The 13,194-nt window shown below is 64.6% G+C and carries 11 protein-coding genes; 7 read left to right on the plus strand and 4 right to left on the minus strand.

Annotation, left to right across the window (positions count from 1 at the left end; translation table 11 throughout):
* The first annotated feature begins 28 nt into the window (after positions 1-28).
* Positions 29-2,119, plus strand: coding sequence for a putative bifunctional diguanylate cyclase/phosphodiesterase (locus tag QSV36_RS13905; RefSeq protein WP_289132430.1), 2,091 nt, complete (start codon positions 29-31; stop codon positions 2,117-2,119).
* Here the strand turns inward: QSV36_RS13905 and QSV36_RS13910 are convergent.
* Together QSV36_RS13910 and QSV36_RS13915 are read right to left on the minus strand one after the other, a co-directional pair.
* Complete coding sequence (locus QSV36_RS13910) at positions 2,116-2,376, minus strand: DUF1652 domain-containing protein (protein ID WP_170030233.1); 261 nt, start codon at positions 2,374-2,376, stop codon at positions 2,116-2,118. The genes QSV36_RS13905 and QSV36_RS13910 overlap by 4 nt on opposite strands.
* 275 nt (positions 2,377-2,651) lie before the next feature.
* On the minus strand, positions 2,652-3,299 hold the full coding sequence (locus QSV36_RS13915; protein ID WP_289132433.1) for a DUF1345 domain-containing protein: 648 nt from the start codon (positions 3,297-3,299) through the stop codon (positions 2,652-2,654).
* 168 nt (positions 3,300-3,467) lie between these two features.
* Here QSV36_RS13915 and pgm point away from each other — a divergent pair, with 168 nt between their 5' ends.
* From pgm to QSV36_RS13935, 4 genes are all read left to right on the plus strand, one after another.
* Complete coding sequence (gene pgm / locus QSV36_RS13920) at positions 3,468-5,105, plus strand: phosphoglucomutase (alpha-D-glucose-1,6-bisphosphate-dependent) (protein WP_289132436.1); 1,638 nt, start codon at positions 3,468-3,470, stop codon at positions 5,103-5,105.
* A 78-nt stretch (positions 5,106-5,183) separates the two neighbouring features.
* On the plus strand, positions 5,184-5,693 hold the full coding sequence (locus QSV36_RS13925) for a sigma-70 family RNA polymerase sigma factor (RefSeq protein ID WP_289132438.1): 510 nt from the start codon (positions 5,184-5,186) through the stop codon (positions 5,691-5,693).
* Positions 5,693-6,637 carry a FecR domain-containing protein gene (locus QSV36_RS13930; protein ID WP_289132439.1) on the plus strand — a complete coding sequence of 315 codons (945 nt, stop codon included), beginning with the start codon at positions 5,693-5,695 and terminating at the stop codon, positions 6,635-6,637. The genes QSV36_RS13925 and QSV36_RS13930 overlap by 1 nt, the downstream gene beginning before the upstream one ends.
* Before the next feature lie 66 nt (positions 6,638-6,703).
* A complete protein-coding gene (locus QSV36_RS13935; protein WP_289132441.1) occupies positions 6,704-9,109 on the plus strand; it encodes a TonB-dependent receptor in 2,406 nt (801 codons plus the stop codon).
* A 99-nt stretch (positions 9,110-9,208) separates the two neighbouring features.
* On the opposite strand, the gene QSV36_RS13940 is transcribed toward QSV36_RS13935, so the two are convergent.
* Together QSV36_RS13940 and QSV36_RS13945 are read right to left on the minus strand one after the other, a co-directional pair.
* Complete coding sequence (locus tag QSV36_RS13940) at positions 9,209-9,625, minus strand: RidA family protein (RefSeq protein ID WP_289132443.1); 417 nt, start codon at positions 9,623-9,625, stop codon at positions 9,209-9,211.
* A complete protein-coding gene (locus QSV36_RS13945) occupies positions 9,625-10,944 on the minus strand; it encodes a flavin-containing monooxygenase (RefSeq protein WP_289132444.1) in 1,320 nt (439 codons plus the stop codon). The genes QSV36_RS13940 and QSV36_RS13945 overlap by 1 nt, the downstream gene beginning before the upstream one ends.
* A 303-nt stretch (positions 10,945-11,247) precedes the next feature.
* On the opposite strand from QSV36_RS13945, the gene QSV36_RS13950 reads away from it, so the two are divergent.
* On the plus strand, positions 11,248-11,925 hold the full coding sequence (locus tag QSV36_RS13950; protein ID WP_289132446.1) for a DUF1028 domain-containing protein: 678 nt from the start codon (positions 11,248-11,250) through the stop codon (positions 11,923-11,925).
* Entirely contained in the window at positions 11,918-13,078 is a 1,161-nt protein-coding gene (gene argE, locus QSV36_RS13955) for an acetylornithine deacetylase (RefSeq protein ID WP_289132447.1), read from the plus strand. The genes QSV36_RS13950 and argE overlap by 8 nt, the downstream gene beginning before the upstream one ends.
* Positions 13,079-13,194: the final 116 nt, after the last annotated feature.

A 13,194-nucleotide genomic window follows, 5' to 3' on the forward strand; every position in this document is an offset into this window, starting at 1 on the left:
GGGCCTGGGCCCGCCCCAGGAACTTCCAATGCTGACCGGTAGCTACTCCTCTTCGCTGGTGTTGATTTCGCTGTGCGTGGCGATCCTGGCGTCCTATACCGCGCTTGACCTGACCGGCCGCATCGCTACGGCAAAGGGCCGCGCTGCGTTATTGTGGATGGGGGGGGGCGCACTGGCCATGGGTATCGGTGTATGGTCGATGCACTTCATCGGCATGCTCGCCTTCAGCCTGCCCATCGACCTGGGCTACGACCTGGGCCTGACCGCCTTTTCGCTGCTGATCGCGGTACTTTCCTCAGGGTTTGCCTTGTGGCTGGTCAGCCAGCCGAGCCTGCCGTGGCTGCAGCTGGTGTTTGGCGCGCTGATCATGGGCGCCGGCATCGCCTGCATGCACTACACCGGCATGGCGGCGCTACGCATGCTGCCAGGCATCGACTACGACCCGACACTGTTCGGCGCCTCGTTGCTGATTGCCGTGGGCGCCTCGGCGGCGGCCTTGTGGATTGCCTTCCGCCTGCGCACGCACACCCCCTACGTGCGGCAGATCCGCGGCCTGGCGGCGGTGGTGATGGGGTTTGCCATCGTCGGCATGCACTACACCGGCATGGCTGCGGCGAATTTTCCCGAGGGCAGCTTCTGCGGCGCGCTGGCGGCCGGAGGCTTGCAGGGCGATGGTCTGGTCTACCTGGTGTTGATCACCACCCTGGCGGTGCTGGCCGTGGCCCTGCTCACCTCGGTGTTGGATGCCCGGCTGGAGGCGCGCACTGCCGAACTGGCGCGGTCGCTGACCCTGGCCAACCAGGAACTCACCCAGCTGGCGCTGCACGACACCCTCACCGACCTGCCCAACCGCACTCTGCTGGCCGACCGTATCGAGCAAGCGATCGCCAAGGTGGCGGAGCAGGGCGGCTGCTTTGCCCTGATGTTCATCGACCTGGATGGCTTCAAACCGGTCAATGATGCCTTCGGCCACCACGTCGGCGACCTGCTGCTCAAGGCCGTGGCGGCCCGCCTGCGCGGTCACCTGCACAGCCAGGATACGCTGGCGCGCATCGGCGGCGACGAATTCGTGCTGCTGGTGGAGTTGCAGGAGCCGAACGATGCCGTGGACGTGGCGGTGAAGCAGGTCAACCTGGTATCACGGCCGTTCCGCGTGGCCGAGCATGACCTGCAACTGTCGGCGAGCCTGGGTATCGTCCTGTACCCGGGCAATGGCCAGGACCAGCACGAGCTGCTGCGTAACGCCGACGCCGCCATGTACCACGTCAAAAGCGCTGGCAAGAACGGCTACAGCTTCTTCGACGTGTCGATGAACAGCAATGCCCGCCAGCAACTGCAACTTGTGCAGGACCTGCGCCAGGCGCTGGAGCAGCGCCAGTTCCGCCTGCATTATCAGCCCAAGTTCGACGCCCAGGCGTGCCAGCCGATCGGTGCCGAGGCCTTGCTGCGCTGGGAGCATCCGCAGCAGGGCCTGCTGCTGCCTGATCGCTTCATTGGCCTGGCGGAAAAGACCGGCCTGATCATCCCCATCGGTGAATGGGTGTTGATCGAGGCCTGCCGACAGATGCGCCAATGGCTGGATCAGGGCTACCAGGACTGGCGAATGGCTGTGAACCTGTCGGCTATCCAGTTCTGCCATGCAGGGCTGGTCGAAAGCGTTGCCCGGGCGTTGCAGCAGAGCGGCCTGCCAGCCAATTGCCTGACCCTGGAAATCACCGAAACCACCGCCATGCACGACGCCGATGCCAGCCTGACAGTGCTGCAACGCCTGTCCGACATGGGTGTGGATCTGTCCATCGACGACTTTGGTACCGGCTATTCCAGCCTGATGTATCTCAAACGCCTGCCGGCCAACGAGCTGAAGATCGACCGCGGTTTCGTGCGCGACCTGGAGCAGGACAGCGATGATGCGGCCATCGTTTCGGCGATCGTGGCGCTGGGCCAGGCGCTGGGCCTGCGTATCGTTGCCGAAGGGGTAGAAACCGACAAGCAGCAGGCCTTCCTGACCCGCCTGGGTTGTGATTCGCTGCAGGGCTACCTGCTGGGTCAACCAGTGCCGGCTGAACAGTTCATGGGCAAGTTGCAGGCCATGCGTCAGGACAATGCGGCAGTGGGTTAGACCGCATCACGCAGGGGGATGGCAGGAATGAAGGCATCCATTTCCGCTTCGACGGCTTCGATGATGCGTTCCACGTCCGCGGCAGCCATGATCGCCGCGCAGGGGATGCCGGCAATGGCCAGCAGGGTCTCGCCGGTGGCGCGGTCGAACAGCCGCGCAACCATGCTGCGCGGCGCATCCATGCTGGCTTCGAAGCCCAGCGGGTGGAAATGCCAGCGCATCACCTGGCAGGCGTTGGGGAACGTCATCTTGTTCATGCCTGCCTCCTTGTCCTTGCCTGGACGTGGTGAGCGGGTGGCCATCATGCTGTGGCCGTCGGGAAGGTAACCATAGCACCTGTCACGGGTGATTCTCGCTGGTGAATGCGACAAAAGTACTAATGCATGATGGCGGTCACATCTCTGGGCTCGGCGTCGGCCTGCGCGTACCGCTCAGGCAAACGTTTTCCCGGCAGGATAGCGGCAGTTGGCTTGGTGTCGCCTGCCGTTGTATCGATGATCGCTGACAGCTTTTTTTCGGACGAACGGTGCGGTTAGCCCAGCAACCCTGCCGCGATGTTGATGGTGAACCCGAGAATCGCGGTATTGAAGACGAACCCCACCAGGGAGTGCGCCAGCACGACCTTGCGCAGGCTGCGCCCGGCGACGCCGATATCCGAGGTTTGCACCGCCATGCTGATGGTGAACGAGAAGTAGTGGAAATCCCAATAATCCGGGTGGCGTTCGCCGTCGGCGAAACGCAGCGCGGGTTCATGGTTTTGCGCGGTGTAGAACAGCCGCGCGTAATGCAGGCTGAAAATGCAGCCGATCAACAGCCAGGAACCGGCCACGGTCAGGCCTGTGTAGAGGTAGTGCAGGGCCAACGCTGTGCCTTGCAGGCCGCGGCTGGAGACCAGTTGCAGGGTGACGGCGGCGAGGCTGGCAATGGCGGCGATGCACACGGTCAGCAGCACCAGGCCGGCGTTCTCGTCTTCGACGCGGGCGACCTTGTGTACTTTCGCCGGGGTGGCGGTCCAGGTCAGGTAGAACACCAGCAGCAGGTACAGCCAGACACCCAGGTTCCACCCGGCGAGGATGTGCTGAACGGTGTCGTCTGCAGGAATCAGCCATGCGCCGAGCAGGCCGACCAAGGTAGCGGCAGTCAGGCGCGGATGGGTGTGGGTCAGGCGGTGGAAAACCATGTGGCCTCTCTGGCTAAGGGTGTGGCTACTACTCTAGACGGTCATGGGGCCCGGGCCGCATGGCCTGATGTTTCTTTGATGTCGCCCATCGCACGGCATTGCAACTCTCAGTACACTGCACGCTCCAATCCCAACATCCCCAACATCCGTTGAACTCGAGGTTTTTGCATGACGCTCAGTCCTTTGGCAGGCAAGCCGGCTCCGACCAGCGTGCTGGTCGATATTCCACGACTGCTCACCGCCTACTACACCGGCCGCCCCGATGCGTCCGTGGCGGCCCAGCGGGTGGCCTTCGGCACCTCGGGGCACCGGGGCACTTCACTTGAGTTGAGCTTCAACGAATACCACGTCCTGGCCATCACCCAGGCCATCTGCCTGTACCGCGAAGAGAAGGGGATCGATGGTCCGCTGTTCATCGGCGCCGACACCCACGCCCTGTCGGCACCGGCCACCGCCAGCGCCCTGGAAGTGCTGGCGGCCAACGGCGTGCAGGTGATGCTGTCCAAGGACGATGAATACACGCCTACCCCGGCCGTGTCCCACGCCATCCTTTGCCATAACCGTGGCCGCGTGCAGGGTCTGGCCGATGGCATCGTCATCACCCCGTCGCACAACCCGCCGCAAAGCGGTGGCTTCAAGTACAACCCACCCAATGGTGGCCCGGCCGACAGCGACGTGACCAAGTGGATCGAGGCCAAGGCCAACGAACTGCTGGCGGCGGACCTGGCGGGGGTCAAGCGCATGGCGCATGCCCAGGCGCTGCAGGCCGCTACCACCCAGCGTCACGACTACGTCAGCAGCTATGTGGCCGACCTGGAAAATGTCATCGACTTTGACGTCATCCGTGGCGCCAGGTTGCGCCTGGGCGTCGACCCGCTGGGCGGGGCCGGGGTTCGTTACTGGTCGGCGATTGCCGAGCGCTACCAACTGGACCTGGAAGTGGTGAATACCGAGGTCGACCCGACCTTCCGCTTCATGAGCGTCGACTGGGACGGCCAGATCCGCATGGACCCGTCCTCGCCGTACGCCATGCAAGGCCTGATTGGCCTGCGTGAGCGCTTCGACGTGGCATTCGCCTGCGACCCCGACCATGACCGCCACGGCATCGTTACCCCGGATGGCCTGCTGCAGCCGAACAACTACCTGGCCGTGGCCATCGATTACCTGTACCGCCACCGTCCGCAATGGCGCAGTGATGCAGCAGTGGGCAAGACGGTGGTGTCCAGTGGCCTGATCGACCGGGTTACCCGACGCCTGGGCCGTGAGCTGTACGAAGTGCCGGTGGGCTTCAAGTTCTTTGCCCAAGGCCTGTTCGACGGTTCGCTCGGCTTTGGTGGCGAGGAGAGTGCAGGGGCCTCGTTCCTGCGCCGCGATGGTTCGGTCTGGGCCACTGACAAGGACGGCCTGATCCCGGCCTTGCTGGCTGCCGAGATGACTGCCCGCACCGGGCGCAACCCGAGCCAGGCCTACGCCGACCTCACCGCGGCGCTGGGCAAGCCATTCGCCACGCGCGTCGAAGCCAAGGCCGATGCCCGACAGAAGGCGCTGCTGAGCAAGCTGGCGCCGGAGCAGGTGAAATCGACCGAACTGGCCGGTGAGCCGATCGTGCAGATCCTCAGCCACGCGCCAGGCAATGGCCAGGCGATCGGCGGGCTGAAGGTGATGACCGCCAATGGCTGGTTCGCCGCCCGGCCGTCGGGCACCGAGGACATCTACAAGATCTACGCCGAAAGCTTCATCGACGAGGCACACCTGCAGCGCCTGGTGCAGGAAGCGCAGGTGCTGGTGGATGCGGCAATTGCCTGACAGGTAACAAACTGCTTGGTTCTGCGGCAGGCTGTAAATTAGAATTAATCTTATTTACGCCACCGCAGGGCCTACCCCATGATCGACGCCGCGCCGCCACCGGAGCATAGCCTGCCAGACCTGTACCGGGCCCATCGCGGCTGGCTGGAAACCTGGTTGCGGGTGCGCATGGGCAATGCCTGGGATGCCGCCGACCTTAGTCAGGATACCTTCCTGCGTATCCTGGCCAGCGCGCAGCCGCTGGCAGACATTCGCGAACCGCGCGCTTACCTGCTGACCGTGTGCAAGCGCCTGCTGAGCAACTTCCACCAACGGCGCCGCCTGGAACAAGCCTACCTCGATGCACTGGCGCAGTTGCCCGAGCAGCATGTGCCCTCGCCAGAGCAGCGCTGGCTGCTGCTGGAAACCCTGCAAGCGCTCGACGCGTTGCTAGACGGCCTCAAGGCGCCGGTACGCAAGGCCTTTCTCTGGAGCCAACTGGAGGGCCTGGGCTATGCCGATATCGGCAAGCGCCTGGGCGTTTGCGAGCGCTCGGTCAAACGCTACATGGCGCAGGCCTACGAGCATTGCCTGTTGGCAGAACTGTAGTGACCACCCATTCTCCCGAAACCCGCGAGGCACTGCGGGCAGCCGCGCACTGGCTGGCACTGGTGGATTCTGGCGGTGCCAGCGAGGACGACCTGCGCCGTCTGGAACAATGGCGTACCAGCAACACCTTGCACGAACACGCCTGGCAAAAGGCAATGCTGTTGCGCCAGCGCTTTTCCGCGCTACCCGGCGCAGTGGCCATGGCCACCCTGGACCGCCCGGATGCTGGTCGCCGGGCATTGCTCAAGCAGGCCCTGGGCGTGGCGGCATTGTTGCCGGCGGCCTGGCTGGCAAGCCGCGAACTGCCGCTGGAAGCCTGGACCGCCGACATGCACACCGCAGTCGGTGAGCGTCGGCGGATGCTGCTGAGCGATGGCACATTGTTGCAGTTGAACACCGACAGTGCGGCGGATATCGACGTGGGTGGCCGTCGCCTGACATTACTGCGCGGCGAAGTGGCAGTCAGGTTGCCCGGCCCCCTGGGCCTGACGTTGCAGGTGCCCTATGGCCAGGTCGCGCTGGATGCCGGTGAGGTGTGCCTGCGCCTTGTCGATCAGGCTTGCCGGGTAACGGTGCTCAAGGGCACGGCCAACCTGCTGCCGCAGCAAGGCCCGGCACTGCTGCTGCAGGCTGGGCAGCAGGCCAGCCTGCAAGCGACGGGCGTTGGCCCAGTCACCGGCCTGGACGCTTGGCTGCTGGGCTGGCGCGAAGGTGTGCTGCGCCTGGAAGATCGCCCCTTGGGCGAATTGCTGCACGAGTTGCGCAGGTACCGCCCCGGCGTGCTGCGTTGGGCGCCTGAACTGGAGGCCCTGCGGGTGACCGGTACGTTCCGCCTCGACGACACCGACCGGGTGCTGGCCTTGCTCGCCGGCAGCCTGCCTTTGCAGGTGCACACGCGCACGCGTTACTGGGTAAGCCTGACCGCGCGAGAAAACCGCGCATGAGGCTGTCCCCTTTTTTCTGCTCGCCGGTCATTACCGGTAGGAGCAAATAAAGGGGAGCTTTGTTCAATGCCTGTTGTCATGTCCTGCCGCCTGCGCCCACTGGCGCGTGCGGCACATCCGCTGTTCGCCATGAGCCTGTTGTTGTGTGCACCGGCCTGGGCCGATGAACCCGCCCGGCGCAGCTATCAGGTGCCGGCCGCAAGCCTGGGTGCGGCACTTACCCGGTTTGCCGACCAGGCCGGGGTCAGCCTGTCGCTGGACCCGACGCTGGTAAACGGCCGGCAGAGCAATGGCCTGTCCGGCAGCTACAGTGTTGACGAAGGCTTCACTCAGCTGCTGCGCGGCAGCGGCCTGCAGTTGCTGCCGGTGGGCCAGGGCGCTTTCACATTGATGCCGGCCCCCGGGGCGGGCGATGCCCTGGAAATCGCCCCGACCAGCATCGTCGGCGGCATGGCCGCAGGCAGCGAAACGCAACCTTATGCCGGTGGCCAGGTAGCCCGTCAGGGTTCACAGGGCCTGCTTGGTACGCGCGACTTCATGGAAACCCCGTTCAGCATCAGCAGCTACACCAGCGAACTGGTGAAGAATCAGCAGGCGCGGACGTTGGGCGAGCTGATCGCCAGCGACCCATCGGTGCGCGCCACCAACCCGGCGGGTGGGCGCTTCGAGCAGTTCACCATTCGCGGTTTCAGCCTGTTCAACAGTGATGTGGCCTACAACGGACTGTACGGTATCCTGCCGACCTACTCCATCGACATGGAAATGGCCGACCGGGTAGACATCCTGAAAGGCCCCAGCCAGCTGATCAATGGCATTTCGCCGCGAGGCAGTGTCGGCGGCGGCATCAATGTGCAGCCCAAGCGGGCCGGTGACCAGCCGCTCACCGAGTTTACCGGCAGCTATGCTTCGGCAGGCCAGGCAGGCGGTGCAGTGGACGTTGGCCGGCGCTTTGGCCAAGGCCAGCAGTTCGGCGTGCGCTTCAATGGCGTGAAACAGGCGGGCGACACCGAATGGGAGCACCAGCGTGTCGCGCGCGAAATGGCGGTATTGGGCCTGGACTTTCGTGACGAGCGCCTGCAGCTTTCGGCAGACCTGGGCCATACCGAGCGTGACACCGATGCACCGCAGGAGCGGGTGCTGATCGGCGCCAATGCCAAGGTGCCGAATGCCAACGATGTGCGCCACAACTACGCCCAGACCTGGAGCAAGGCGCGCACCAATGACACCTTCGGCGCGCTGCATGCCGAGTACGATATCAGCGAGTCGCTGCTGGCCTATGGCGCGGTCGGTGCGCGCAAGAGCAACCATGACTTCCTGCGCCACAACGTGTCCATCAGCAACGATGCCGGCGACTTCACCGTGCAGCCGCGCGACTTTACCCGGGATGAAACCGTGCGTACCGCCATGGCCGGTGTGCGCAACTGGTTCCATACCGGGCCGGTCAGCCACGAGCTGAACCTGGCCGCCACCTACTTCTACATGGACTTCACCAACGGCGGCGCCCGTTATGCCTCGGCGCCCAGCAACCTCTATCACCCGGTAGCCACGCCGACACCGGCCACGCCAACCCGCATCGACCCCGAGGTGTACACGGAAAACCGTTTTTCCGGCGTGGCCCTGGCCGACACCCTCGGCTTCTTCGACGACCGCCTGCTGCTGACCCTGGGCGCGCGCTGGCAGCGGGTGCAGGTGGATGACTGGAGCGACGGTGTCAAGGGCGATACCGCCTACGATGAAGAGAAGCTGTCGCCTTCGGGCGGTGTGCTGCTCAAGGTTACCGAGCAGCTGTCGTTGTATGCCAACTACATGGAGGGCCTGAGCCAGGGCAAGATCGCACCATCGACATCGGTCAACGAAGACCAGATCTTCCCGCCGTTCACCAGCCGCCAGGTCGAGGTGGGGGCAAAGTACGACCTGGGTCAGGTTGCCTTTACTGCCAGTGCCTTCCGCATCCGCCAGCCCGCCTACGAAACCAACCCCATGTCGCGGGTGTTCGGCCCCAATGGCAAGCGCGACAACCGCGGTATCGAACTGAGCATGTTCGGCGAGCCCGTGCAAGGGGTGCGAATGCTGGGCGGGGTGATGTACATCGACAGCGAGCTGACCGACACCATCGGTGGCGTGTACGATGGCAACCGCGCGCCGGCCACGCCTGAGTACAACGTCAACCTTGGCGCCGAATGGGACGTGCCTGGGGTGAACGGCCTGACCCTGACGGTGCGAGGCATCCATTCGAGCTCGCAGTACCTGGACCAGAACAACAGCAAGCAGATCGACGGTTGGGAGCGTTATGACCTGGGCGCGCGTTATGCCTTCAAGGTGGATGCCACACAGTTTACCTTGCGTGCCAGTGTCGAGAACGTGCTGGACGACCGCTACTGGAGTTCGGCCGGGGCCTCGGATGACAGCGAACCGGGGTTGACGCTTTCTACGCCGCGTACCTACTTGCTGTCAGCGACAGTGGGTTTCTAGCAGGTCAGTAGGTCGACCTGTTTGCCATGATACCTGTCAGATCAAGCAGCCCCCAAGAGCACTGTCAGGTATCAGGGCAAACCCGCTAGGCTTATCCCGCTAGCCCTGGTCAGGCACCACGGCGATCACGTCGATCTCCATCAGCCACTCGGCCTGGGCCAACCCGGCGACCACCAGCCCGGTGGAAATCGGGAACACTCCCTTCAGCCATTTACCCACTTCCTTGTACACCGGCTCGCGGAAGCGCGGGTCGGTGATGTAGGTGGTGGTCTTGACGATGTGCGACAGGTCCGAGCCGGCCTCTTCAAGCAGTTGCTTGACGTTTTTCATCGCCTGCTCGGCCTGCGCCCGCGGGTCGCCCAGGCCCACCAGGTTGCCTTCGAAGTCGGTGCCGACCTGGCCGCGCACATAGATGGTATTACCGGCACGTACTGCCTGGCACAAGTCGTTGTCCAGGGTCTGGTTGGGGTAGGTGGCCTTGGTGTTGAACATGCGGATGCGAGTATGGGTAGGCATCAGTGGGCTCCGAGGGTGCTGACGTTGCTGATCCGGGTTGGTTGCTGCGCATCCGCGGCGCGTTGCTGGCGGTCGCGGTAGGCGCTGTAGGTGCGTTGCGTGGCGATGTGGCCGGCGACGTGCTTGGCGTCGTGCCACACGCCCCAGATGAACGATGAGCCACGCCGCGACAGCCACGGCAGGCCAAGGAAGTAGATGCCCGGCTCGCGGGCCACGCCGCGTTGGTGCTGGGGCTTGCCATTGGCGTCGAAGGTGTCGACCTGCAGCCAGCTGAAATCCACGCTGTAGCCGGTGGCCCAGATGATGCTGGTGACACCGGCCTCGGCCAGGTCCAGTTGCAGCAGCGGGTTGCGCATGCATTCCGGGTCGGCCAGGCGTTCACGGGCTTCGGGCTCTTCCGGCAGGTCAAGGCCGTTGCGCTGGATGTAGGCATCGGCGGCGTCCAGCAGGGCCAGGTAGTTTTCGTCGCCACGGTTGATGTTCTCGACCAGGTTGTCCTGGAAGCGTGCCACTCCGTTTTCGAACGACTGGGTCAGGCCGACCAGGGTCATGCCCTGGTGGGCGAGGGCGCGGAAGTCCACGGTGTGGCCGCCACGGGCACCGCTGACGGCAATGGTCACGTGCTCGCGGCCGGGCTTGGCGACTTCCGCATCCCACTCACCCAGCACCCCCAGCCACCAGCAGAAGTCACGGTTGCGGTAGGCGCGTGGCGGGCGGTCGTGGGCACCGACCGACAGGTATACCTGGCGCCCGGCACGCATCAGTTCCTCGGCGATCTGTACACCCGAGGAGCCGGCGCCCACGACCAGCACAGCCCCTGCAGGCAGTTGTTCGGGGTTGTAATAGGCCGCCGAGTGGATCTGGTGCAGGTTGCTGTCTTGCGGCGCAATGGCCGGAATCACCGGTTTCTGGAACGGGCCGGTGGCCGCGACGACACGGTTGGCGCGGATAACGCCTTCATTGGTTTCGATGGTGAAGCCGGGGCGGTCGCTGTTGCGCACGACCTTCTTCACTTCGATACCGGTGCGTACTGGCAGGTTGTACTTGCGTACGTATTGCTCGAAGTAGTCGGCTACCTGGTCTTTACCGGCGAAGGCATCGGCGTCGAGGTCGAATTCCAGCCCCGGGAAGCGGTCGTGCCAGGCCGGGCCGTTGGCCACCAGCGAGTCCCAGCGGCCGCTGCGCCAGGCCTCGGCGATACGCTTGCGCTCCAGCACCAGGTGTGGCACGCCAAGCTTGCTCAGGTGTTCGCTCATGGCCACGCCGGCCTGGCCGGCGCCGACCACGAGGGTGTCGATTTCGAGATTGTTCAGTGTCATGTCCGAGCCCTTGTTCAGGCGGTTTTTGTCAGGTCGGTTTGGAGGACCGCCGTTACCTGGGGCCAGACTAGGGATGCCGTGGAAACGGCGAAAATAGTATTTAGCTTGGGCTTGCCGATAAAACGGCTAAGGCCTTGGGCCCAGTGGCCTGCTGGGCTGGCTACAGCAGCATTTGCGATGATTCCGAACGGCTTGTCCTGGCCTTAGTTTTTTCCTCTGCAAGCCCTCGGAAAAAGGTGGTTTCGCCTGCCGGAAGGTTCCACCCAGAATGCCTGTATCGCACAGGACAACAGGAACCATCACATGACTTTTTCCATCATTGGCCGCTGTCAGGAAACCGGGCAGGTCGGTATCGCCATCAGCTCGTCGAGCATTGCGGTAGGCGCCCGCTGCCCGTGGGTGCGGGCCGGCGTCGGGGCGGTGGCCACGCAGAACATCACCTTGCCGGCCTTGGGGCCGCAGATTCTCGATGTCCTGGAACAGCAGCAGTTGCCGCCCGCCGCAGCGCTGGACCGGGTGCTGAGCGCCAATGGCTGGAGCGAGTACCGCCAGGTCACGGTGATCGACAGCCATGGCCAGGTCGCGCTGTTCACCGGCAAGGAGGCCCTGGGCACGCACCATGCCGTGGCCGGTGAGCAATGCGCGGCAGCCGGCAACCTGCTGGCCTCGCCCCAGGTGATCGAGGCGATGGTGCAGGCTTTCGAACAGGCTGCGGGGCACCTGGCCGATCGCTTGCTGGCGGCCATGCAGGCGGCGATGGCCGCTGGTGGCGAGGCCGGGCCGGTGCATTCGGCGGCGTTGAAGATTGCCGGCGAACTGACCTGGCCGCTGGTGGACCTGCGGGTGGACTGGGCCGACGCCGACCCGATCGGCGTGCTCGAGGGCCTGTGGCAGGCGTACCGGCCGCAGATGCAGGACTATGTCACCCGCGCCCTGAACCCGACTGTGGCGCCAAGCTACGGGGTACCTGGCGATGAGTGAAGGTGCCAGCCGCGCGCTGCTGGCCCGCTTGATCGGCTTTGCCACGGTCAGCCGCGATTCCAACCTGGCGCTGATCGGTTTCATCCGCGATTACCTGGCCGGGCTGGGCGTGGAAAGCGAGCTGTTCCATAACCCGGAGGGCACCAAGGCCAACCTGTTCGCCACCATCGGGCCCAGGGACGTTGGCGGCATAGTGCTGTCCGGGCATACCGATGTGGTGCCGGTCGACGGCCAGGCCTGGAGCGTCGAACCGTTTGCCCTGAGCGAGCGCGATGGCCGCCTGTATGGCCGCGGCACCGCCGACATGAAGGGCTTCATTGCCTCGGTCCTGGCGGCTGTGCCTGCGTTGGTTGCGCAGCCGCTGCGCCTGCCGGTGCACCTGGCGTTTTCCTATGACGAGGAAGTCGGCTGCCTGGGCGTGCGCTCGATGCTGGCCGCCCTTGAGCAGCGCCCGCACAAGCCTCGGCTGTGCCTGATTGGCGAACCCACCGAACTCAAGCCGGTACTCGGGCACAAGGGCAAGCTGGCGATGCGCTGCCAAGTGCAAGGTGCGGCTTGTCATTCGGCCTATGCGCCGTACGGGGTGAATGCCATCGAATTTGCGGCGAAGCTGATCGGCAAGCTCGGGGATATCGGTGAGGCCCTGGCCTTGCCGGAACATCACGACGCGCGCTTCGATCCACCGTTCTCCACGGTGCAGACTGGTGTGATCAAGGGTGGCAGCGCGCTGAACATCGTGCCGGCAGAGTGCGAGTTCGATTTCGAAGTACGCGCATTGCCAGGCTTTGCCGCGCAGGCAGTGGCCGACCAGTTGCAGACTTATGCCGAGGCCGAGCTGCTACCACGCATGCGCAAGGTCGACGCGGCCAGCGCCATACGCCTGCAACCGTTGAGTGCCTATCCGGGGCTGGCGACCCCGGCGGACAGTGAGGCGGCGCAGTTGGTGGCGTTGCTGAGCGGCTCGGAGACGTTCGCTACGGTGGCGTTTGGCACCGAAGGCGGGTTATTCGACCAGGCGGGCATTCCCACCGTGGTGTGCGGCCCCGGGAGCATGGAGCAGGGGCATAAGCCGGACGAGTTTGTCAGTGTCGAACAGTTGCAGGGCTGTGATGCCATGTTGCTGAGGCTGGTGGATTACCTCAGGCAGGATTGATTGCGCTGGCCTCTTCGCGGATAAACCCGCTCCCACAGGAGCTCGTCAGTCTCAAGGCCTGTGCAGTACCTGTGGGAGCGGGTTTACCCGCGAATGGGCCGCAGCGCGGCCCCGGT

The sequence above is a fragment of the Pseudomonas sp. BCRC 81390 genome, from assembly GCF_030341915.1.
Lineage (GTDB): Bacteria > Pseudomonadota > Gammaproteobacteria > Pseudomonadales > Pseudomonadaceae > Aquipseudomonas.

Coding starts and splice junctions, on each gene's coding strand:
- QSV36_RS13905 (WP_289132430.1), top strand. CDS start 29: ATGCTGACCGGTAGCTACTCCTCTTCGCTGGTGTTGATTTCGCTGTGC.
- QSV36_RS13910 (WP_170030233.1), bottom strand. CDS start 2,376: ATGAACAAGATGACGTTCCCCAACGCCTGCCAGGTGATGCGCTGGCAT.
- QSV36_RS13915 (WP_289132433.1), bottom strand. CDS start 3,299: ATGGTTTTCCACCGCCTGACCCACACCCATCCGCGCCTGACTGCCGCT.
- pgm (WP_289132436.1), top strand. CDS start 3,468: ATGACGCTCAGTCCTTTGGCAGGCAAGCCGGCTCCGACCAGCGTGCTG.
- QSV36_RS13925 (WP_289132438.1), top strand. CDS start 5,184: ATGATCGACGCCGCGCCGCCACCGGAGCATAGCCTGCCAGACCTGTAC.
- QSV36_RS13935 (WP_289132441.1), top strand. CDS start 6,704: ATGCCTGTTGTCATGTCCTGCCGCCTGCGCCCACTGGCGCGTGCGGCA.
- QSV36_RS13940 (WP_289132443.1), bottom strand. CDS start 9,625: ATGCCTACCCATACTCGCATCCGCATGTTCAACACCAAGGCCACCTAC.
- QSV36_RS13945 (WP_289132444.1), bottom strand. CDS start 10,944: ATGACACTGAACAATCTCGAAATCGACACCCTCGTGGTCGGCGCCGGC.
- QSV36_RS13950 (WP_289132446.1), top strand. CDS start 11,248: ATGACTTTTTCCATCATTGGCCGCTGTCAGGAAACCGGGCAGGTCGGT.
- argE (WP_289132447.1), top strand. CDS start 11,918: ATGAGTGAAGGTGCCAGCCGCGCGCTGCTGGCCCGCTTGATCGGCTTT.